Source organism: Paraburkholderia kururiensis JCM 10599 = LMG 19447 (assembly GCF_003986935.1).
Taxonomy (GTDB): domain Bacteria; phylum Pseudomonadota; class Gammaproteobacteria; order Burkholderiales; family Burkholderiaceae; genus Paraburkholderia; species Paraburkholderia kururiensis.
On record NZ_RJZE01000002.1, the window covers coordinates 81,776 to 102,125 of the forward strand.

Below are 20,350 nucleotides of genomic sequence, written 5' to 3' on the forward strand. Positions count from 1 at the left end.
CTGCCTCGGTCTCGTGAAGGACTCGCCGCAGTTGCCCGAGCGGCAGTGCAAGATGCCGGCCGATGATGCCCTGCGGCGTTTTGCCCGCGCGACGCGAATGAAAAATTCGACCTGCGATTATACCCGCCGAGGCTTCGGTGGACCGGGCGTGCCACGCGGCTCGCGCGCAAACGAGGCCAGGTGTGCAGCGCTTGCTGCCTTCCAGGCGCGGCATCCGGGCATGCCGCATGTCCCTGGCAGGACGTTTGGCGTCCCGCCGGAACTAGCATGTCCGCTCGGTTCGTGTATCCGTCCACTGCTGCCCGTTTGCTTTATGATGTGCCCGCGCCGGCGCCCGTTGCCGACGCGGTGCGCGCCGCACGATACGCCACAGCCTTCGCGCCGCGCGCGTTGCATGATCCGCGGCATACGCCCCGGCTACCGGCCGGCCGCGCGTTGCCGCAGTTGGAGAAATCGTTGAAGCCTTCCTCGCCATCCATGGGCCGCCGCGCGTTTTCGCTCGCTGCGGCCTCGGCCGTGCTCACCGCCTGCGGCACCGCTGGCACACAGACCCACAACACCCCCAACACGCCGAATGCCGCGGCCACGCCACCCGTCAGCAAGCCAACGCGTCCGCTGCGGGTCGGGCTCGCGCTCGGCGGCGGCGCTGCGCGCGGCTTTGCGCACATCGGCGTGATCAAGGCGCTCGAAGCACGCAATGTGCAGATCGATCTGGTATGCGGCACGAGCGCGGGCTCCGTGGTTGCCGCGCTCTACGCTTCGGGCATGAACGGCATCGCGATCAACAAGCTTGCCTTGACGATGGATCAGGCATCCATCAGCGACTGGGCCATGCCGTTTCGCGCGCGCGGCCTGCTGCAGGGCGTCGCGCTGCAGAACTACCTGAACACGACGCTGAACAACCGCCCCATCGAAAAAATGGCGAAGCCACTCGGCGTTGTCGCCACCGATCTGAGGACCGGCGAGCCGATCCTGTTCCAGCGCGGCAACACGGGCATCGCGGTGCGGGCGTCGTGCAGCGTGCCGTCGATCTTCGAGCCCGTGAAAATCGGCGGCCACGAGTATGTGGACGGGGGGCTGGTGAGCCCAGTGCCGGCCGCGTTCGCGCACAAGATGGGCGCCGATTTCGTGATCGCCGTGGACATCTCCGCCCGCCCGGAAACGGGACTCACGCAAAGTTCGTTCGATGTCCTGATGCAGACGTTCACCATCATGGGCCAAACCATCAAGGCCTATGAGCTCGACAAATATGCGGACTTCGTGATCCGGCCGAATCTGTCCGCCATGAGCAGCAGCGACTTCGGTCAGCGCAATGCGGCGATTCTCGCCGGCGAAGAAGCCGTGGCGCGGATCATGCCTGATCTCGAACGCAAGCTCGCGCAGAGCCGGGCCACGGTCGCGTAAGGCGCACTTCGATCAGACGGCAGGACTGCGGCCGGGCGAGTCTTCCCAAACTGGAATTCGTCCCGCGCCGGCATTTGCCGCACTGCTCGCCCCGACAGCACGAGCGCCACGTGCTCGATGGTTTACTGGGGGGCGATTGAGCCCCACAAGCACAAAAAGCCCGCTTCAAACGAAGCGAGCTTTCTGTCGAATTTCCGAAGACCCAGGGAAAGGAAACGCCCCAGCGAAGCAACTTCGCTCAGTTGCCGCCGATGGTCGCGCTCACGCGCTGCTTCAGGTCCTGCTGCTGCGGATAGGTGGTCTCGACGCGGCGTGCGCCCGTGAAACGCTTTTCCCAGTAGCCGTCATCCATATCGTCGACGCGGATCGTGCTGCCCGTGGAAGGCGAATGCACGAACTTGTTGTCGCCGATGTAGATGCCAACGTGCGAGAACGTGCGGCGCATCGTGTTGAAGAAGACGAGGTCGCCCGGCTTCAGCTCCGAGAGGCGTACCTTCTCGCCCACCCGGCTCATTTCTTCGGCACGGCGCGGCAGCGCAAGTCCCAGCGTGTCCTGGAATACGTAGCGCACGAAGCCGCTGCAATCGAGGCCCGAATCCGGCGTGGTACCACCCCAGCGATAGCGCACGCCGATCATGTTCAGCGCGCCCACGACCACGTCGCCGGCCTTGCCCGCCATGCCGGACAGAAAGGACCGGGTACCGCTCGTGCTGTCGCTCGCTGCGGGAGCCTGGGTGTTGCTGGTGAGGGAGGGAGACTGCGAATTCGTCGAGAATTGCGACGAATTTGAGGCATTCTGACTAAAACTGCTTGCTTCGTCGGCGAACGCGCCGGAACTTGCTGCCATCAGGACGCCGATGAACATCCCGGCGACGGCGCGTGCGCAAGCCTGGGTCAAATGTCTGTGGTGCATCGGTCGGTAGAATTTGCCCGAAAATCAGGGGGTTAGAAGAAAACTTTGGACGATACTAGCCAGTAAGTATTCGCGTGTCAAAACAAATAGAAAAAAACAATCATCACACGCACCTCATTGGGGAATATGCCCGCCGAGGGCCGCCTGGAGCAGCTTTCGCGTATAAGGATGGGTCGGCTCGGCGAATATCTTGCCCACCTCGCCGGTCTCCACAATGGCACCGTTTTGCATCACCACCACCCGGTGCGCCATGGCGCCGATCACCTCGAGGTCGTGGCTGATGAAGACGTAGCCGAGGTTGTACTTGCGCTGCAATCCGGCCAGCAGCTTGAGCACCTGCTGCTGGATCGACACGTCGAGCGCGCTCGTCGGCTCGTCGAGAATCAGGATGCGCGGCTCCAGCACGAGCGACCGCGCGATCGCGATGCGCTGCCGCTGCCCTCCCGAAAACTCGTGCGGATAGCGATAAAGCACCGTGCGGTCGAGCCCCACTTCGCGCAGCACCGCGACGACCTTGTCGCGCCGCGCCTTCGCATCGAGTTGCGGCCGATGCAGCGCGAGCCCCTCGCCCACAATCCGCTCGATGGTGTGCCGCGGCGAGAGCGAGCTGAACGGATCCTGGAACACCACCTGCATGTTCGAGCGCAATTGGGTCTGCTCGCGGCCGCGATAGCTCGCAAGCGAGCGTCCCTGGAACTCGATTTCGCCGTGCGCAGTGCGCTGCAGCCCGAGCAGCGCCATCGCAAGCGTCGATTTACCGGAACCCGATTCCCCGACGATGCCGAGCGTCTCGCCCTGTCGCACCGACACGGTGGCGTCGTCCACCGCGCGAAAGCGCCCCGTGCGAAACCAGCCACGAATGCCCGGCAACGGGGTGGGGAAATCGACGCTTACGCCGCGCGCATCCAGCAGCACGGGAGAAATCGGCAGCACGGGCACGACGGTGCGCTCAGGCCGGCTGTGAAGCAGCCGCTGCGTGTACGGATGCTGCGGCGACTCGAAGATCGTCTCGACAGGCCCGCTCTCCACCAGTACGCCACGCTCCATCACGGCCACGCGTTGCGCAAAGCGGCGCACGAGGTTCAGGTCGTGCGTGATGAGCAGCACGGCCATGCCGCGCTTCTGCGCTTCGTCGCGCTGAAGCTCCAGCAGCAGATCGACGATCTGCGCGCGAATGGTGACGTCGAGCGCCGTGGTGGGCTCGTCGGCGAGCAGCAACTGCGGCCGGCACGCGAGCGCCATCGCGATCATCGCGCGCTGTCGCTGCCCACCCGAAAGCTGATGCGGATAGCTCGCCACGCGCCGCTCCGGCTCGGCGATGCCCGTGCGCGCGAGCAGCGCCGCGGCCTGACGGTACGCCTGCGGCTTCGTCAGGCCATCGTGCAGCATGATGGTTTCCGCGATCTGCTCGCCCACCGTGAAGAGCGGATTCAGGGCCGTCATAGGCTCCTGGAAGATCATCGCGATGTCGTTGCCGCGCAGGGCGCGCATCTCGCGTTCGCTCTTCGCGAGCAGGTCCTCTCCGTTGAAGCGGATCGCGCCGCTCACCTGAGCGTCCGCGAGCAGACGCAGTACGGAAAGCGCCGTGACGGTCTTGCCCGAACCCGATTCGCCCACCAGCGCCACGCGCTCGCCGCGCGCAATGGAGAGCGTCACGTCGTTGACGGCCACCGTATCGCCGAACGCCACCCGCAGCCGCTCGAGCGAGAGCAGCGGCGTACCGGCCGCGGGCGCGGCCTTTTCGCTGACGGCGGCGCTCACTGGTTGCCTCCCGCGCGCATGGCGTCGGCAATGCGCGTATCGAGCGCGTTGCGCAGCGCGTCACCCATGAACGTGAGCAGCAGCAGCGTCACGACGAGCACGCCGAACGTCGACATCGAAATCCACCACGCGTCGAGATTGGCTTTGCCCTGGGCGAGCAGTTCGCCAAGGCTCGGTGTGGGCGCCGGCACGCCCAGGCCGAGAAAGTCGAGGCTCGTGAGCGCGAGAATCGCACCGCTCATACGAAACGGCAGGAACGTGATGACCGGCGTGAGGCTGTTGGGTAGCACGTGTCGCCAGATAATCTGCCAGTTGGAGAGCCCCATCGCTCGCGCTGCGCGCACGTAGTCCTGATTGCGATTGCGCAGAAACTCGGCGCGCACGTAATCGGAGAGGCCGATCCAGCCGAACAGCGAGAGCAGCACGATCAGCAGGATGAAGCCCGGCTCGAAGATCGAGGAGAAGATGATGAGCAGATACAGTTCGGGCAACGCGCTCCAGATCTCGATCAGGCGCTGGCCGACAATGTCGACCTTGCCGCCGAAGTAGCCCTGCACCGCACCCGCCAGCATGCCGAGCAACGTGCCGATGGCCGTGAGCACGAGCGCGAACTCCACCGAAACGCGAAAGCCGTAGACGAGCCGCGCGAACAGGTCGCGACCGCGGTCGTCGGTACCCAGCCAGTTCGCGCTCGAAGGCGGCGCCGGATTCGGGACTTTCGAGAAATAGTTGAGTGTGTCGTAGTAGTACGGATTGGGCGGGTAGATCGCGAAGTTGCCCGGCTCGTCGAAGCGATGCCGGATGTACGGATCGAGATAGTCGGCGGGCGTCGGGAAGTCGCCGCCGAACGCGGTCTCCGGATAGTCCTTGAAGAGCGGGAAATACAACTGCCCCTCGTAGCGCACGACGAGCGGCTTGTCGTTGCACCACAGCGGCGCCGCAAGGCTCGCCGCGAAGGCGAACACGAAGACGACGAGGCTCCAGTAACCGAGGCGCTGCTGCCTGAAGCGCTGCCAGATGCGCCGCGCCGGCGACGGCGACACGAATGCGCGCACCGGCTGCGCGGAGGAGGACATCTCAGGGCCAACGCGGGCTCGGCTCAACTCAGTGCTCCAGATGCTCGAATTGAATGCGGGGGTCGACCAGCACGTAGCAGAGGTCGGAGATCAGTTTCGTCACGAGGCCGATCAGCGTGAACAGATAGAGCGTGCCCAGCACGACGGGGTAGTCGCGCCGGATCACGGACTCGTAGGAGAGCAGGCCGAGCCCGTCGAGCGAAAAGAGCGTCTCGATCAGCAGGCTGCCCGTGAAGAAGGCGCCGATGAACGCGGCCGGAAAGCCCACGATGAGCGGCAGCAAGGCATTGCGAAACACGTGCTTCCACAACACCGTGCGCTCGGAGAGGCCCTTCGCGCGTGCGGTCAGCACGTACTGTTTGCGCACTTCGTCGAGGAACGCATTCTTTGTGAGCATTGTGACGACGGCGAAGCTGCCCACCACCGACGCAACGACGGGCAGCGTGATGTGCCAGAGATAGTCCAGAATCTTGCCACCGAGCGACAGCGAATCCCAGTTGTCCGAGACGAGATTGCGCAGCGGAAAGAGCTGCAAAAACGAGCCGCCGCCGAACAGCACGAGCAGCAGCACGCCCAGTACGAAGCCCGGAATCGCGTAGCCGACGAGTACGAAAAGGCTCGTGACCAGATCGAAGCGCGAGCCGTTGCGCACGGCCTTTGCGATACCGAGCGGCACCGATATGAGGTAGGTGAGAAAGAAGGTCCACAGGCCGATGCTGATCGACACCGGCAGCTTCGAGACGATCAGCGACCACACGCTTTGATGCCGGAAATAGCTATCGCCCAGATCGAAGCGCGCGAAGCGGCCCAGCATCATGAAGTAGCGTTCGAGCGGCGGCTTGTCGAAGCCGTACAGCGCCTTGAGTTGAGCGATCTGCTGGGCGTCCACGCCCGTGTGGGCGCGCATGCCGAACGGCAAGCCCTGCTCCGCGCCTTTGCGCAGATCATGCAGCGCCTGCTCCACCGGCCCACCCGGCACGAACTGGATCACGACGAAGGTCAGCGTCAGTACGCCGAGGAGCGTCGGGATCATCAGTAGCAGGCGCTTGAGGATATAGCTCGACATAGGCGGAATCCGGATGTTTGAACGGGACGGCGCGTGTGAGCGGCGCGTGACGGGTCCACTCTCGCGCAAACCGCTGCGCTAGTGGCTCGCCGCTGCCGCAGGCGGTGTCTTGAACCACCACGTCGAGATGATCCAGTCGCTCGCGGAATAGTACAGCGGCAGCGTGCGCGGCCGCGCGAGCGTGTTCTTGAACGCCACGCGATGCACCGCGCTATACCACTGCGGCACCACATAATAGCCATGCATCAACACCCGGTCGAGCGCATGCACCGCGTCGACAAGCGCCTCGCGCGTCTGTGCCGCGACGATGGCGCGCAACAGCGCATCCACCACCGGCGACTTCAGGCCGATCAGATTGCCCGAGCCCTCCTCGTCCGCCGCCTTGCTGCCGAAGCGGTCCAGTTGCTCCGTGCCCGGCACCTGGACGTCGGGATAGCGGATCGTCGTCATGTCGAAGTCGAACGCGTCGAGGCGCTTCTGATAGAGCGCGAAGTCCACGGCGCGATAGCTGACCTTGATGCCGAGCTTCTGAAGGCTGCGCTGATACTGCGCCATGATGGGCTCCCAGCGCGCCGACCCGCTCGTGTCGTCGAGCACTTCGAATTCGAAAGGTTTGCCTTGCGCGTCGCGCAACGCCCCGTCCCGATAGGTCCAGCCGGCCTGCGCGAGCAGCGCGCGCGCCTTGAGCAGATTGGCGCGCAGCGACCCGGGCGGATCGGTATCGGGCTGCACAGGCGGCGGCCCGAAGACTGCGGGATCGAGCTTCGAGCGCCAGGGATCGAGCAGCGCCAGTTCGCCCGGCGAAGGCAACCCTTTCGCCTGCAGGTCCGTATTCACGAAGAAGCTGTCGATGCGCCGGTACTGGCTGTAGAACAGCTGCCGGTTCAGCCACTGGAAGTCGAGCGCGAGATCGAGCGCCTCGCGCACGCGCACGTCCTGAAAGAGCGGGCGGCGCAGGTTCATGATGAAACCCTGCATGCCGGCGCCGTTGTGCTGCTCGAACTCGCGCTTTTGCAGCTCCCCGCTGTCGAAGCGCTTGCCCACGTCGCGTCGCACCCAGTTGCGTGCGACGTACTCGACGAGCGCGTCGTATTCGCCGGCCTTGAATGCTTCGAGACGGGCGACGTCGTCGGCGTAGAGCTTGTAGACGATGCGCTCGAAGTTGTACATGCCGGCACGCACCGGCAGATTGGCACCCCAGTAGTTCGGGTCGCGGCGATAGGTGATCGTGCGTGCGTTCGAGTAGCTCTCGATCAGATACGGACCGCTGCCGATGGGCTTTTCGAACGCGAGCTGGTCGAACGGAATGCGGGTGCCGTCGGGCCGCAATCCCCATTTGTGCGAGAACACCGGCATGCTGCCTGCCATCAACGGCAGTTCGCGGTTGCGCGCGCGAAACTCGAAGCGCACGGTGGACGAATCGACCACCACGGCGCGCGTGATGTCGGCATACGACAAAACGACGGGCGGCGCGGCCTGCCGGCTCTTGAGCATGTCGAGCGAGAACTTCACGTCTTCGGCCGTAACGGGGTCGCCGTTCGAGAAGTGCGCGCGCGGGTTGATATGGAACGTGACGGACATGCCGTCGGGCGCGACGCGAATGTCGTCGGCGAGAAGCCCGTACGCCGATGCCACTTCGTCGGAGCTTCCCGTGGTCAGGCTCTCCAGCAGCAGCCCGAGACCAGGCGCCGCGTTGCCGCGCATCGTGAACGGGTTGAACTTGTCGAAGCTCGTGAGCCGGTCGGGGTTCGCGAGCACGAGCGTGCCGCCTTTCGGCGCCGCCGGGTTCACGTAATCGAAATGGCTAAACCCGGGCGGGTACTTCGGTTCGCCATACTGTGCAATGGCATAGGCGCCCCAGGCCGGCTGCATCGCGGCGAAGGCGACGAGCACCGTTGCAGCCGATAACGCCACTGCGGCACGCCCTGTGTTGCGCCACGTCCGCCAGGCACCACGGGCGACACTACGGGCAGCACTCCGGACATATATAACGACCGCATGACGGCCTCTTTCGAGCGATGCCCCGCCCCGTCGCGAGCCAGTCGGCGAGCCAGTTGTCATAAGGGCTTGTTTATCCAGTTGGCGGTTGCAGTGTGAGAGAATTCTACCCAACCTGCGCGACGCCGCGCACCATAGACAGCGGCGCGCTGCCCCACATTAGGAGAATTCATGGGCTTTCTGGCTGGCAAACGCATCCTGTTGACGGGTCTTCTGTCGAACCGCTCCATCGCCTACGGCATTGCTCAGGCGTGCCGGCGCGAAGGCGCCGAACTCGCCTTCACGTACGTGGGCGAACGCTTCAAGGACCGCATCTCCGAATTCGCCGCGGAATTCGGCAGTGACCTCGTCTTCCCGTGCGACGTGGCCGACGACGCCCAGATCGAAGCGCTGTTCGTCTCGCTCGGGCAGCACTGGGACAGCCTCGACGGGCTCGTGCACTCCATCGGCTTCGCGCCGCGCGAGGCAATCTCGGGCGACTTCCTCGAAGGTATGACGCGCGAGAACTTCCGCATCGCTCACGATATCTCGGCGTACAGCTTCCCCGCCCTCGCCAAGGCCGCGCTGCCGCTGCTTTCGCAGGACGCGTCACTGCTCACGCTGTCGTACCTCGGCGCCGAGCGGGCCATCCCGAACTACAACACGATGGGGCTTGCAAAGGCCGCGCTCGAGGCGAGCGTGCGTTATATGGCGGTTTCGCTCGGCGGCAAGGGCGTGCGGGTGAACGGCATCTCCGCCGGCCCGATCAAGACGCTCGCCGCGAGCGGCATCAAGAGCTTCGGCAAGATTCTCGACTTCGTGGAACACAACGCGCCGCTCAAGCGCAACGTGACGATCGAGCAGGTCGGCAACACGGCGGCGTTCCTGCTCTCCGAACTGGCTTCGGGCATCACCGCGGAAATCGTCCACGTGGATAGCGGCTTCAATGCCGTGGTCGGTGGCATGGCGCCCACGGAAGAATGAGCGGTGACAACAGGCGCTGATTGTCCCGAGGCTCAGCGACCGGTTTGATGTCGGCGCTTCACATCTGGCTTCACATCCGGCTTCACATCCGGGCTTCACCTCTTCTTCTCGCCTCATAAAAAAACCGCTCTTCCGAGCGGTTTTTTTATGCCCTGCACCTACCGGCCTTCCGGGCGCCATTGACCACAAAAGCGCCCAGCCGTCGCCCTCAATGGCGCCACCCGTCGTGACCGCCGCCGTGGTCATGATCCCAGCCGCCGTGGCGGCCGCGGTCCCACCCGCGGTGATAGCGGTACCACTCGTCGCGATTCCAGTAGCGGCGGCCGTCCCAATAGCGATCGCCGTGCCAGCCAATCACGATGGCCGGCGCCGGGTACACGGGCGCGGGATAGATGGGCGCCGGCTGATAGACAACTGGCGGAGGCGGCGGCGCATAAACGGGAGCCGGCGCGACATACACGGGGGCCGGAATGCCGATGTTCACCCCCACGCTCACGCCGGCCATCGCCGCACCGGACACACCGATTGCCAGTCCTCCTGCCACCCATGCAACAACACGCGCGAACTTCATGATTCACCCTTTTTGCTGATGTGCTTACGACCTGATGGTTGCGCGGACTATACCGCAGGCTCGCTTTTCGCGTATTTCAGCTTTGTAATAACTGCTGCATAAGATCGCACGAAAGCCCGCACGGTTACGTCCCGTAACATAAGGTTGTCGTGCCCGAAAGCGCAGGCTCGTGAACCGTGCCCGCACGGAGTGGACCCGCTGCGCGCGCCGTGCATCAAGGCCGCGCACGAACCGGCGCAAGGCCGAAACGGCAGCGACGCGGTCCCATCACGGCGCTTCGGAACGGCTCTTGCTTACCCGGGTGATTGCGCCCCATTGCAAGGCCATGGCCTCGGCGGCGACATGCGCCACCGGCGGGCGGTGGCGTGTCGCGGCGCGGGACCGGTCGCCGGAATCGCAACGGGCCGTCTACAGGAGCTCATTCATGCATAAGCGTACGACCGCCGCAGCGGCATCGGTCATTGCCACGCTCGCAGCAGCAGTGGCCACCCCCGCCTCGGCACAGACGCCGTCGCCGCTCGCCGAATGGCAGTACACGGCGGGCATTCCGCTCGAAAAACTCATGCAGCCGTCGCTGCCGACATGGCGTATCCGCGTCGGTCCCGCTGCGAGCTTCCGGCCCCTTTACGACGGCTCGGACCGCTATCACATGGTGGCCGGCCCCAGCATCGACATCCGCTACCGCGACCTGTTCTTCCTCTCCACCGGCGAAGGCATCGGCATGAACGTGCTGTCCGGGCCGAACTGGCGGGTCTCGCTCGGCGCGGCCTACGACCTGGGCCGCCGCGCGCGCGACGACTCCAGCCGGCTCGGCGGCATGGACAACATCAACCCGGCCCCGGCAGTCAAACTCGCCGGGGAGTACGTGATCTCGAAGTCGTTCCCGCTCGTGCTGCGTGCGGACGTGAGGCGCTACTTCGGCGGCTCGAACGGCTGGGTCGCGGACCTCGGCGCCTATATGCCGATGCCGGGCAGCTCCCGAAAGTTCGTCTGGTTCGCGGGCCCCGGCGTCACCTTCGCCGATTCGCGCTATATGAACAGCTGGTTCGGCGTGACGCCGAACGAGGCGGCCCGCTCGGGCCATCCCGCCTACCGTGCGGGTGCGGGCGTCAAGTCGTTCGGCTTCGGCGTGAGCGCGACCTGGATCATCAACAAGCACTGGCTCGCGAGCGGCGACGCCGCGATCCAGCAGCTGGTCGGGGACGCCGTCCACAGCCCGATCACGCAGCGCGCGACCGGCGCGGTGCTCGACATGACGGTGACCTACCAGTTCTGACGGCCGGCTGCCAGATATCCCCTGAATATCCCCTAAGATTACGCACAGGCGGCCGTGCGCCGGCCTGTGCGGCCTGCATCTCTTCCGCGCAACGCCCTCCTGCACGAACGCCGATAAACGGGCACCATAGCGTGCACCGCAGATACCTGCGGGAAGACGCCCGACGCGTGCCCGCATGCGGGCGCCCGCGGTCCGGATCGGTCCGGGTCTATCCCGATCGATCTCGCCCGGTGCCGACCCGCTCGACCCGTCCCAACCCGGCCCCTAACCGTCCACCTCCAAACGCACCATGACCACTCAGGCCCCAACCGCTGCGTCAGACCGCCCGCTCGACATGATCATCTTCGGCGGCGCCGGAGACCTGTCCGCGCGCAAGCTGCTGCCGGCGCTCTACATGGCCCACCTGCACGGCAACCTGCCGGCCGACACGCGCATCATCGCCATCGGCCGCCGCGACTGGACGCGCGAGCAGTATCTGTCCTTCATGGAAGAACACTCGCGCCCGTTCGTCGACAGCAAGGCGCTCGACGCGCTCGCGTGGGACAGATTCCTCGCGCTCTTCGACTACGTGCGCATCGATGTGGGCGCCCAGGGCGACTACAGCCGCCTGTGCGCAGCCGCGCGCCGCAGTGCGCAGCGCGTGTTCTATCTCGCGACTTCGCCCGAGCTTTTCACGACCATCTGCGACAACCTCACGGCCTGCGGTCTTGTGGACGACCACGCGCGCGTGGTACTGGAAAAGCCGCTCGGCCACGACCTCGAATCGGCGCGCGCGATCAATGCCTCGGTGGGCCAGCACTTTCCCGAGCAGCAGATCTACCGGATCGACCACTACCTCGGCAAGGAGACGGTGCAGAACCTCATGGTGCTGCGCTTCGGCAACGCGATCTTCGGACCGCTCTGGCAGGCGCCCTACATCAAGAGCGTGCAAATCACGGTGGCCGAAACGGTGGGCGTGGGCAGCCGCGCGGGCTTCTACGACCAGACGGGCGCCATGCGCGACATGGTGCAAAACCACCTGCTCCAGTTGCTGTGTATCGTCGCGATGGAGCCGCCCGTCTCGCTCGACCCCGACGCCGTGCGTGACGAGAAGCTGAAGGTGCTGCGCTCGCTGCGCCCCATGACCATGGCCGAAATCGCGCGCGATACCGTGCGCGGTCAGTACACGGCAGGCGCCGTGTCGGGCGAGCCGGTGAAGGGCTATCTGGAAGAAGACAACGTGCCGGCCGACAGCCACGCCGAAACGTTCGTCGCACTGCGCGCGCAGATCAACAACTGGCGCTGGGCCAACGTGCCGTTCTTCCTGCGCACGGGCAAGCGCATGCCGAAGCGTCGCTCGGAGATCGTGATCGACTTCGCCGACCTGCCGTTCTCGATCATCCCGAGCGGTCCGCGCAAGTACGGCAATCGTCTCGTGATCCAGCTCCAGCCCGAGGAATCCATCCAGCTGCAGATGCTCGCGAAGGAGCCCGGCAGCGGCCTGCACATGCTGCCCGTCAATCTGAATCTCGACCTCCAGCAGGCCTTCACGGGGCGCCGCGCGGAGGCTTACGAGCGGCTTCTGATCGACGTGATCCGCGGACGTCTCACCCACTTCATGCGCCGCGACGAACTCGAGGCGGCTTGGGCGTGGGTGGAGCCGATCCTGAACGGCTGGAAGGAACTGGGCGACCGGCCGCGCAGCTACACGGCGGGCACCTACGGGCCGGCTGCGTCGTCGGCGCTGATGGCGCGCGAGAACATGGCCTGGGCCGAAGAAGCCTGAACGTCGGCGCGAATGGCGGGCACGTCCTGTCGTGCCCGCTATCGATTGAACACCGAATACAGCAGCGAACCCGAGAACGCGACCAGCACGACCGAGGCGCCGCGCAACAGCGTCGACGTGTGCCGCGCCCACCTGCGCCGCGCCATGAGCAGGCCGCCGAGGCTCGACCAGCCGATGCCCACCGGGATCAGCACGATCCAAAACGCGGCGATGGTCGTGACGAAATAACGGATCGACTGAAACGCTTCCAGCGGAAACAGCGTGCTCGCAAACAGCAGCGCCTTCGGATTGAGCAGCGTCGTCACGAAGAGATCGCGAAACGTGACAGGGCCACCCGGCACGTCGTGCAACGCGCGGCTCGTCCCCCACATCTTCACCGCGAGCCAGAGGATATAGGCCGCGCTCACTAGCTTGACCGCCACCGGCAGCCACGGCCGGCCCACGGCGAGCGCGCTCAGGAAGAATCCCCACGCGGCAATGCCCACGAAGTAACCGAGCGCCTCGGCGATCAGAAGCGGCCACGTCCCGCGCAGTCCCACCTTGAGCCCTGACGAGAGCAACAGCGTGTTCGTGGGGCCCGGCATGACGAGCACGAGCGCCACGTACAGCGACATCTTCAGCAATGTGTCGAGATTCGGCATCGCACTTTCTGGCTCACCTGGTTCATCACGCTTGCGTCCCGCGCATGCAGAGGACCGTGCTCATTGCGCAGGCCGAAACACGGTGCACGCATCGTGCAGCGCGTCGAGCCGGCGCACCGGGTCCGCGACATAAGGGTTCGATTCGTCCCACGCATATCCCGCCAGCACGGCGCTGATCATGCGGCGAATGCCGGGCGTCTGTTGCGGGTAGTAAATGATGTCCTGCAACTCGCCCGTGTACCAGCGCTCGACGAACGCGCGAAACGTATCGATGCCCTTGCGCAGCGGCACGTCGTAATCGCCATGCCAGTCGACTGTCTCGCCGCTCAACTGGCGCTCCACCGCCTTCACGGCGAGATGCGCGGAGCGCAGCGCAATGGTGACGCCCGACGAGAACACCGGGTCGAGAAACTCGCCCGCATTGCCGAGCAGCGCGTAGCCCGGTCCATGCAGACGCTCGACGTTCGCCGAATAACCGCCGATCTGGTTCACCGGCATCAGGAACGGCGCATCGCCGATGAGACGGTTGAGCGTGGGCTCCTCGCGAATCAGCGCCCGCAGTCTGGCTTCGCGTGCCGATGCCTCGACGTTCAGGAACGCCGCATCCGCCACGCACCCCACCGAGGAACGACCGCCCGCGAGCGGAATCATCCAGAACCAGACGTCGCGCCGCTCGGGATGAGTGGCGATGCAGATCTTGTTGCGGTCGGTCGCATCGAGCGGCAAACCATCGCGCACGTGGCTGAAGATGGCCGAGCGCGTGGGCAGCCCCGTGGGCGCTTCGAGGTTCAAGAGGCGCGGCAGCACGCGGCCAAAGCCGCTCGCGTCGAACACGAAGCGCGCGTGCACTTCGTAGCTCTGACCGTCTTCGTCGGCGACCTGAAGCACCGGCGCGCTACCCGTTTCGATCGCACGCACCGTGTGGCCGAAGCGCACCTCGGCGCCCTGCTGCGCGGCGCAGCGAATCAGCAGGTCGTCGAACTGCGCGCGCTCCACCTGCCAGGTCGTGCCCCAACCGGGCGTGTGCTTGTCGCGAAAATCGAACGATGACGACTGGTCGCGCCACACGAAATGCGCGCCGTTCTTGTACTGGAAACCGGCTTCCACAAGCGTCTGCAGCATGCCGGCTTCTTCCAGATACGCCATGCTCTGGGGCAGCAGGCTCTCGCCAATCGAAAAGCGGGGAAAGTGCTGACGTTCCAGCACGAGCACCGAACGCCCGGTCTTTCTGAGCAACGCAGCCGCAACTGCGCCCGCAGGACCGGCGCCAATGATCGCCACGTCTACCGCCTTCCTATGGGATGAAATAGTGCTCACGGCTTCCTCTCGTTTCTTCGTCGTGTGTTCATCGTGCTCAGGTCGTGCCTGGGTCGCGCTTGCCATTACAATGTCGCGCAGCCGTTCTACTCACCCAACATGCGCGGGGAATAAACCATGTCGCCGTCCGAAACATCCAGTGTGCATTTCGTGCCGGAGACGGCATTCGGTGTCTGGTTCCTGCGCACCCACACGTGGGAACACCACGTGCTACGTGTGGCGATCAACGACCTCAAACGGCTCATCGATACGCCTCTGCCGGCAGCGCCGGTCATTGTCGACGTGGGCTGCGGTCAGGGCAAGTCGTTCCGCCTGCTCGCCAACGCGTTTAGTCCGCAGCGCATCGTCGGCATCGATTATCACGCCGAGTCGCTCGCGCTCGCGGAGCAATCGGGCGAAGCGTGTCGCGCTCAAGCCGCCGCGCCGCTCGACATCGAACTGCTGCGCGGCGATTGCGCGAATCTGCCGCAGGCATCGGCCAGCGCCGACATCGTGTTCTGCCATCAAACCTTCCATCACCTCGTCGAGCAGGAGCGCGCGCTCGCCGAATTCCATCGCGTGCTGAAACCGGGCGGGGTGCTGCTCTTTGCCGAATCCACCGAGGCCTACATCAAGTCGTGGGTGATCCGGCTGCTGTTCCGTCACCCCATGCAGGTCCAGAAAAGTGCCGACGGCTATCTCGACATGATCCGGCAGGCAGGGTTCCGCTTCGGGCCGCAGAACGTGTCGCTACCGTACCTGTGGTGGAGCCGCGCCGCCGACTTCGGCCTCTTCGAGCGACTCGGCCTCCATCATCCGAAGCCCGGCAAGCGGCGTGAAACGCTCGTCAACGTCGCGGCCGTCAAAGCGTCCTGAGCCTCCAGGCGCACAGCGGCGGCGCTCGCACCAATCGGGCCGCCGCCGACGCCACCCTCCGCCATCCCGCCTACTTCCCGCCTACTTCCCGCCCTTCAGCGTCACCACATCGCCCACCAGCGCAACGCCCGCAATGAACGCCCCCGCCCCGCATGTGAACTGCGTGGGGCTCTCCGTCAACTGGTTCCGGTAGTTGCTCTTGATGTTGATGACCGCATTGCCGCCTTCCTTGCGCGCGCGGTCCTGCAACTCGATCACGGCCGACAGGAACACGTGCTGGCAAGCCGCTTCGTCGGTCTTGTTGAAGGCGTTCGTCTTCTTGTTGGTGGCGAACTGACCGAACGACTTCAGCACAGCCGGATGCTTCTGGCCGGCGAAGTACAGCGTGACGTCGTCAGTCACCTTGCCGGGCTCGCTGCGCAGCGCTTCGTCGACGGGGTAGCTCGACACCGTGTCGCGCGCGAACGCGTGCGAGGTCGCGAGCGCCGCGCACAGCGCGGCCAGCATCAAAGGCTTTTTCATCGCAATCCTCACTGGGTTCAGTTGGCCTGGAGGACGACGCGTTCGCCCTCCACTGCAATCGCCGCCGCGCTCGGGCTCACGCCACAGGTGTAGTCCGTGGCCGATGCCGTTTCCGTGGAGTGGAAACGCGTTTTCACGTTGACGACGGCGTTGGCGCCGTGCTCGCGCGCGTCGACCCGCACTTTCTGCAGCGCTTGTGCCAGCGCCTTGTTGCATGATGCTTCGGGGCCGTCGGTGGTGCGCGCGATGCGCACCGAGTACCAGACGCGGCCGAGCTGGCGCTGCACCGCCGGATGAGCCTGCGCGCCGAAATACAGCGCCACGTCGGCGCCTTGCGACGAAGCCGCGGACACGGGCGCGAGCGGCAGCGACTTCACCTGGGTCGCGCAACCGGCCTGCGTGAGGGTAACAAGCGTGACAACAGCCACGGCACCCACACCGGCCACCGAGCGTCGCGTAAGGGAGTTCTTCTTCATTTTTCTCCTCGTGAGATCAAGATCGCCTGTGGCGTCCTGCTGTCTTCCAGGCACGACTTCCAGGCGCTAAACATCAGGCTCGCGCAACTGCCGCCGAACCCGAATGAAACGGACATTGCATGATCGATGGCGGCGTCGCGCGCCGCTCGCACGAGCGGCAGGCCGGCCGCGCGCGCGTCGAGCGATTCGATGCCCGCTGTGCCCGCCATGTAGCCCTCGCGCATCATCAGCAGCGTGTAAATGGCTTCGTGCGCACCGCACGCGCCTGGCGGGTGGCCCGTCAGGCCCTTCGTCGACGAGAACGGCGGAATCGATTCGCCGTACACGGCGGCGAGCGCGTCCAGCTCCTCCACGTCTCCGCGCGGCGTGGCGGGCGCGTGCGTATTGATGTAGTCGGGCCGCACGCCGGCTTCGTCGAGTGCCGCGCGCATGGCGCGCACAATGCCGCTCGCGTGGGGCGCCACCATGCCCGCGCCGTCGGTGCAATGGCCGAAGCCCGTCAGCTCCGCGTAGATGCGCGCGCCGCGCGCGAGTGCATGTTCGAGCGATTCGAGCACCAGCACGCCCGCGCCCGACGCGATCACGAAGCCGTCGCGGCCGGTGTCGTACGGCCGCGAGGCCCGCTCCGGGGTCGCATTGAAGCCACGCGAAAGCGCGCCCATCGCGTCGAACAGCAGCGTCATGTTGTCGTGCAGCGCCTCGCTGCCGCCCGCGAGCACGAGTGCCTGGCGCCCGGTCTGAATCAGCTGCATCGCCTGGCCGATGGCAAGCGCCGACGTCGTACAGGCCGACGAAGGCGAGTACGTCACGCCCTCCACACCGAACACGTGCGCGACATTGGCCGAGGTCGTGCTGCTCATCGCCTGCGGCACCGTATAAGGCGGCACGCGGTCGAGCCCGCGCGCCTCGCCGATGGCGAGCGCACTGTCGTAGGCCGACATGGCGCCCACGCCCGAGCCGATCACGGCGCCCGCCGCAGGCGTGCGCAACGCGGCCACGTCAAGGCCCGCATCGGCGATTGCGCTGCGCGCCGCGTGGCACGCGAAGCGCGCGGTATCGCCCATGAAGCGTTCGAGCTTGCGCTCGAAAGGCGGCTCGTGCGCCACCGACGCCACACCGGCAACCTGACTCGCGAAGCCGCGCTCGCGCCAGGCTTCGACCCGCACGATGCCGCCACGGCCCGCGCGCAGCCGCGCGGACACCTCATCGAGCGTATTGCCGAGGCACGACACGATGCCCATGCCGGTGACGACCACCCGTCGCATGCCGGTCGAGGTCACGAGAGACGGCTCGCTCATCCGGCGCGCCTGAACACGAGCGATGTATTCACGCCGCCGAACGCAAAGTTGTTGCTCATCACGTATTCGGTGTCGATCGTGCGCGGCGCCTTCACGATGTAGTCGAGGCTCGCGCAGGCCGGGTCCACGTCGTCGAGATTGAGCGTGGGCACATACCCGTTGCGCTTCATCATCTCGATGGTCCACCAGGCTTCGATGGCGCCGCACGCGCCCAGCGTATGGCCGATATAGCTCTTGAGCGAGCTGATCGGCATGCGCTCGCCGAAGGTCTGCGCCGTGGCGTGGCTTTCAGCGACATCGCCGCGGTCGGTCGAGGTGCCGTGCGCGTTGACGTAGCCGATGGCGTCCGCCGGCAGGTTCGCGTCGCGCAGCGCGAGTTGCATCGCGAGGGCCATCGTGTCGGCCGTGGGCTGCGTGATATGCGCGCCGTCCGAATTGCAGCCGAAGCCCACCACCTCGGCGTGAATGCGCGCGCCGCGCGCCACGGCGTGCTCGTACTCTTCGAGCACGAGCGTGGCGGCGCCCTCGCCCACCACGAGTCCGTCGCGGGCCACATCGAACGGACGCGGCGTGAGTTGCGGGTCGTCGTTGCGCGTGCTCGTCGCGTAGAGCGTGTCGAACACGGCCACGGCAGGCCCCGAGAGTTCCTCCGCGCCGCCCGCCAGCATCAGCGTCTGTTTGCCGTAAGCGATCGTCTCGTAGGCGTAGCCGATTGCCTGGCTGCCCGATGCGCACGCGCACGAGGTGGGCACGATGCGCCCCTTCAGGTCCCAGAAGAGACTCACGTTCACGGCGGTCGTGTGCGGCATCATCTGCACGTAGCTGTTCGACGTGACGTCGCTCATCGAGCCCGTGTCGAGCATCTTGCCGAACGCGCGAATGGGCTCCACGGAACCGGACGACGAACCGTAGGCCACGCCCATGCGGCCGTCCTTGATCGAGGGATCGTCGAGCAGCCCCGCATCGGCCAGCGCCAGTTCGCTCGCGCGCACGGCGTAGACCGACACGGGCCCCATCGAACGCGTCTTCTTGCGCGGATAGTGCGCGGGCACGGGTAGTTCGGGAATCGGGCAGGCGAGCCGCGTATGCAGCGACTCGAAATAGTCCCACGCCGGGATGCGCCGCACTGCGTTGCGGCCGAGTTTCAACGCGGTTTCGATCTCGTCCCACTTGTTGCCGAGCGCCGTGACACCGCCCATTCCCGTAATGACGACGCGCTTCATCACACCATCCCGCCGTTCACACCGATCACCTGGCGCGTCACGTACGACGCCGCATCGGACATCAGAAAGCCCACCACTGACGCCACTTCGGCCGGCTGCCCGACGCGGTTCATCGGCACCGCCTTGAGCGCCTGGTCGAGCGGCACGCTGTCGAGCATGCCGGTGTCGATGAGCCCCGGCGCCACGCTGTTGACCGTGATGTTGCGCGACGCGAGTTCCACCGCGAGCGCCTTCGTCGCACCGATCAAGCCCGCCTTCGCCGCGCTGTAATTGACCTGCCCGCGGTTGCCGGTCACACCCGACACCGAGGCCACCGTCACGATGCGCCCGCCTTTGCGCGCGCGCACCATCGGCATCGTCAACGGATGCACGACGTTGTAGAACGCATCGAGACCGGTTTCGATCACGACGTCCCAGTCTTCGTCGGTGAGCGCGGGGAACGCCGCGTCGCGCGTTACACCGGCGCAGCAGACGATGCCGTAGTACGCGCCGTGCGCTTCGACGTCGGCTTCGAGCACGGTGCGGCACGCGGCGCGCTCGCGCACGTCGAACTGCAGCACGGTGGCCGTGCCGCCTTGCGCCGTGATGCCGGCCGCGACTGCTTCGGCTTCCTGACGACCGCTGCGGCAATGCACCGAGACGGCGAAGCCGTCCGCGGCAAGCTGGTAGGCGATGGCGCGGCCGATGCCGCGGCTCGCGCCGGTAACGAGAACACGGCGGCTCATGGCTTGAAAGCCTCCTCGATAAAAGTCTGGAAATTGCGCGGCTGATAGACCTTGACGATGGCCTCGGCGCACACGGCGTCTTCGTGGCCGATCGTACACGCGTAGGCGCCGTGGCCTTCCTCGCTGCGCAGCACTTCGTTGATGGTGATGTGCAACTGCGCACCGCACGGGAACGCCGGCATGCGCGCCTCATAGCGGCGCGTGCCGAGCAGCACGCCGGGCTTCACGCTTTCGCCGGCACGCATGGCGAGCAAACCGACATGCGCCGCAATGGCCTGCGCCATCAGCTCGACGCCGATCCACGCCGGCATGGCGCCCGCGCGGTCGGCGTACCAGGCGTCGCCGCGCACGCTCGCATGCGCCGTCAACGATTCGTCGCCGAATGCGCTCACCGAGTCGAGCAACAGCATCGTGCCCCGATGCGGCAGGAGTTGCTCGATGGGCGGCAGTGCCGTGTTGCCTTCGAAGGCATGGGGCGGAGTGGATAGCGTCATCGCAGG

General features: G+C 65.8%; 19 protein-coding genes. 5 read left to right on the plus strand and 14 right to left on the minus strand.

The genetic code is table 11. The annotated features are described in order from the left end of the window. The first annotated feature begins 318 nt into the window (after window positions 1-318). On the plus strand, window positions 319-1,404 hold the full coding sequence (locus PKKP23_RS02535) for a patatin-like phospholipase family protein (protein WP_420873185.1): 1,086 nt from the start codon (window positions 319-321) through the stop codon (window positions 1,402-1,404). 238 nt (window positions 1,405-1,642) lie between these two features. On the opposite strand, the gene PKKP23_RS02540 is transcribed toward PKKP23_RS02535, so the two are convergent. From PKKP23_RS02540 to PKKP23_RS02560, 5 genes are all read right to left on the minus strand, one after another. Further along, a complete protein-coding gene (locus PKKP23_RS02540) occupies window positions 1,643-2,317 on the minus strand; it encodes a C40 family peptidase (RefSeq protein WP_026122110.1) in 675 nt (224 codons plus the stop codon). Window positions 2,318-2,431: 114 nt separating this feature from the next. Then, on the minus strand, window positions 2,432-4,078 hold the full coding sequence (locus PKKP23_RS02545) for an ABC transporter ATP-binding protein (protein ID WP_126875677.1): 1,647 nt from the start codon (window positions 4,076-4,078) through the stop codon (window positions 2,432-2,434). After that, window positions 4,075-5,154, minus strand: coding sequence for an ABC transporter permease (locus PKKP23_RS02550; protein ID WP_126875678.1), 1,080 nt, complete (start codon window positions 5,152-5,154; stop codon window positions 4,075-4,077). The genes PKKP23_RS02545 and PKKP23_RS02550 overlap by 4 nt, the downstream gene beginning before the upstream one ends. A 28-nt stretch (window positions 5,155-5,182) precedes the next feature. Then, a complete protein-coding gene (locus tag PKKP23_RS02555; protein WP_017778093.1) occupies window positions 5,183-6,220 on the minus strand; it encodes a microcin C ABC transporter permease YejB in 1,038 nt (345 codons plus the stop codon). 78 nt (window positions 6,221-6,298) lie between these two features. Continuing rightward, entirely contained in the window at window positions 6,299-8,281 is a 1,983-nt protein-coding gene (locus PKKP23_RS02560) for an extracellular solute-binding protein (protein ID WP_420873179.1), read from the minus strand. 108 nt (window positions 8,282-8,389) lie between these two features. Between PKKP23_RS02560 and fabI the strand changes: the two genes are divergently transcribed. Further along, a complete protein-coding gene (fabI, locus tag PKKP23_RS02565; RefSeq protein ID WP_126875680.1) occupies window positions 8,390-9,181 on the plus strand; it encodes an enoyl-ACP reductase FabI in 792 nt (263 codons plus the stop codon). Between the two features lie 208 nt (window positions 9,182-9,389). Here the strand turns inward: fabI and PKKP23_RS02570 are convergent, their stop codons facing one another. Then, window positions 9,390-9,752 carry a hypothetical protein gene (locus PKKP23_RS02570; protein ID WP_026122109.1) on the minus strand — a complete coding sequence of 121 codons (363 nt, stop codon included), beginning with the start codon at window positions 9,750-9,752 and terminating at the stop codon, window positions 9,390-9,392. 424 nt (window positions 9,753-10,176) lie between these two features. On the opposite strand from PKKP23_RS02570, the gene PKKP23_RS02575 reads away from it, so the two are divergent. Continuing rightward, window positions 10,177-11,028, plus strand: coding sequence for a MipA/OmpV family protein (locus tag PKKP23_RS02575; protein ID WP_017778089.1), 852 nt, complete (start codon window positions 10,177-10,179; stop codon window positions 11,026-11,028). Between the two features lie 289 nt (window positions 11,029-11,317). Next, window positions 11,318-12,793 (plus strand): glucose-6-phosphate dehydrogenase, encoded by a 1,476-nt coding sequence (zwf, locus tag PKKP23_RS02580; RefSeq protein ID WP_026122108.1) that lies wholly within the window; start codon window positions 11,318-11,320, stop codon window positions 12,791-12,793. Between the two features lie 38 nt (window positions 12,794-12,831). Here zwf and PKKP23_RS02585 read toward each other — a convergent pair whose 3' ends face one another. Beyond that, complete coding sequence (locus PKKP23_RS02585) at window positions 12,832-13,434, minus strand: LysE family translocator (RefSeq protein WP_126875681.1); 603 nt, start codon at window positions 13,432-13,434, stop codon at window positions 12,832-12,834. Between the two features lie 60 nt (window positions 13,435-13,494). After that, window positions 13,495-14,751 (minus strand): NAD(P)/FAD-dependent oxidoreductase, encoded by a 1,257-nt coding sequence (locus PKKP23_RS02590; RefSeq protein ID WP_126875682.1) that lies wholly within the window; start codon window positions 14,749-14,751, stop codon window positions 13,495-13,497. Between the two features lie 117 nt (window positions 14,752-14,868). Here PKKP23_RS02590 and PKKP23_RS02595 point away from each other — a divergent pair, with 117 nt between their 5' ends. Continuing rightward, window positions 14,869-15,606, plus strand: coding sequence for a class I SAM-dependent methyltransferase (locus tag PKKP23_RS02595; protein WP_126875683.1), 738 nt, complete (start codon window positions 14,869-14,871; stop codon window positions 15,604-15,606). 81 nt (window positions 15,607-15,687) lie between these two features. Here PKKP23_RS02595 and PKKP23_RS02600 read toward each other — a convergent pair whose 3' ends face one another. Genes PKKP23_RS02600 through PKKP23_RS02625 form a run of 6 tightly spaced genes read right to left on the minus strand, consistent with a single transcriptional unit; the run spans window position 15,688 to window position 20,344 of the window. Further along, window positions 15,688-16,128 carry an excinuclease ABC subunit A gene (locus PKKP23_RS02600; protein ID WP_017778084.1) on the minus strand — a complete coding sequence of 147 codons (441 nt, stop codon included), beginning with the start codon at window positions 16,126-16,128 and terminating at the stop codon, window positions 15,688-15,690. Window positions 16,129-16,145: 17 nt separating this feature from the next. Beyond that, the gene (locus PKKP23_RS02605; RefSeq protein ID WP_126875684.1) at window positions 16,146-16,604 is read right to left on the minus strand and encodes a YbjQ family protein; all 459 of its coding nucleotides are present in this window, start codon (window positions 16,602-16,604) and stop codon (window positions 16,146-16,148) included. Beyond that, on the minus strand, window positions 16,601-17,902 hold the full coding sequence (locus tag PKKP23_RS02610) for a beta-ketoacyl synthase N-terminal-like domain-containing protein (RefSeq protein WP_126875685.1): 1,302 nt from the start codon (window positions 17,900-17,902) through the stop codon (window positions 16,601-16,603). The genes PKKP23_RS02605 and PKKP23_RS02610 overlap by 4 nt, the downstream gene beginning before the upstream one ends. Continuing rightward, on the minus strand, window positions 17,899-19,125 hold the full coding sequence (locus tag PKKP23_RS02615) for a beta-ketoacyl-ACP synthase (RefSeq protein ID WP_126875686.1): 1,227 nt from the start codon (window positions 19,123-19,125) through the stop codon (window positions 17,899-17,901). The genes PKKP23_RS02610 and PKKP23_RS02615 overlap by 4 nt, the downstream gene beginning before the upstream one ends. Beyond that, entirely contained in the window at window positions 19,125-19,850 is a 726-nt protein-coding gene (locus tag PKKP23_RS02620; RefSeq protein ID WP_126875687.1) for a 3-ketoacyl-ACP reductase FabG2, read from the minus strand. The genes PKKP23_RS02615 and PKKP23_RS02620 overlap by 1 nt, the downstream gene beginning before the upstream one ends. Continuing rightward, a complete protein-coding gene (locus PKKP23_RS02625; RefSeq protein WP_126875688.1) occupies window positions 19,847-20,344 on the minus strand; it encodes a hotdog family protein in 498 nt (165 codons plus the stop codon). The genes PKKP23_RS02620 and PKKP23_RS02625 overlap by 4 nt, the downstream gene beginning before the upstream one ends. Between the last annotated feature and the right edge of the window lie 6 nt (window positions 20,345-20,350).

Excerpts from the sequence above, each read along its gene's own strand:
- PKKP23_RS02540 (WP_026122110.1), bottom strand. The coding sequence starts at position 2,317 with ATGCACCACAGACATTTGACCCAGGCTTGCGCACGCGCCGTCGCCGGG.
- PKKP23_RS02550 (WP_126875678.1), bottom strand. The coding sequence starts at position 5,154 with ATGTCCTCCTCCGCGCAGCCGGTGCGCGCATTCGTGTCGCCGTCGCCG.
- PKKP23_RS02555 (WP_017778093.1), bottom strand. The coding sequence starts at position 6,220 with ATGTCGAGCTATATCCTCAAGCGCCTGCTACTGATGATCCCGACGCTC.
- PKKP23_RS02560 (WP_420873179.1), bottom strand. The coding sequence starts at position 8,281 with ATGACAACTGGCTCGCCGACTGGCTCGCGACGGGGCGGGGCATCGCTC.
- fabI (WP_126875680.1), top strand. The coding sequence starts at position 8,390 with ATGGGCTTTCTGGCTGGCAAACGCATCCTGTTGACGGGTCTTCTGTCG.
- PKKP23_RS02570 (WP_026122109.1), bottom strand. The coding sequence starts at position 9,752 with ATGAAGTTCGCGCGTGTTGTTGCATGGGTGGCAGGAGGACTGGCAATC.
- PKKP23_RS02575 (WP_017778089.1), top strand. The coding sequence starts at position 10,177 with ATGCATAAGCGTACGACCGCCGCAGCGGCATCGGTCATTGCCACGCTC.
- zwf (WP_026122108.1), top strand. The coding sequence starts at position 11,318 with ATGACCACTCAGGCCCCAACCGCTGCGTCAGACCGCCCGCTCGACATG.
- PKKP23_RS02585 (WP_126875681.1), bottom strand. The coding sequence starts at position 13,434 with ATGCCGAATCTCGACACATTGCTGAAGATGTCGCTGTACGTGGCGCTC.
- PKKP23_RS02595 (WP_126875683.1), top strand. The coding sequence starts at position 14,869 with ATGTCGCCGTCCGAAACATCCAGTGTGCATTTCGTGCCGGAGACGGCA.
- PKKP23_RS02600 (WP_017778084.1), bottom strand. The coding sequence starts at position 16,128 with ATGAAAAAGCCTTTGATGCTGGCCGCGCTGTGCGCGGCGCTCGCGACC.
- PKKP23_RS02605 (WP_126875684.1), bottom strand. The coding sequence starts at position 16,604 with ATGAAGAAGAACTCCCTTACGCGACGCTCGGTGGCCGGTGTGGGTGCC.
- PKKP23_RS02610 (WP_126875685.1), bottom strand. The coding sequence starts at position 17,902 with ATGAGCGAGCCGTCTCTCGTGACCTCGACCGGCATGCGACGGGTGGTC.
- PKKP23_RS02615 (WP_126875686.1), bottom strand. The coding sequence starts at position 19,125 with ATGAAGCGCGTCGTCATTACGGGAATGGGCGGTGTCACGGCGCTCGGC.
- PKKP23_RS02620 (WP_126875687.1), bottom strand. The coding sequence starts at position 19,850 with ATGAGCCGCCGTGTTCTCGTTACCGGCGCGAGCCGCGGCATCGGCCGC.
- PKKP23_RS02625 (WP_126875688.1), bottom strand. The coding sequence starts at position 20,344 with ATGACGCTATCCACTCCGCCCCATGCCTTCGAAGGCAACACGGCACTG.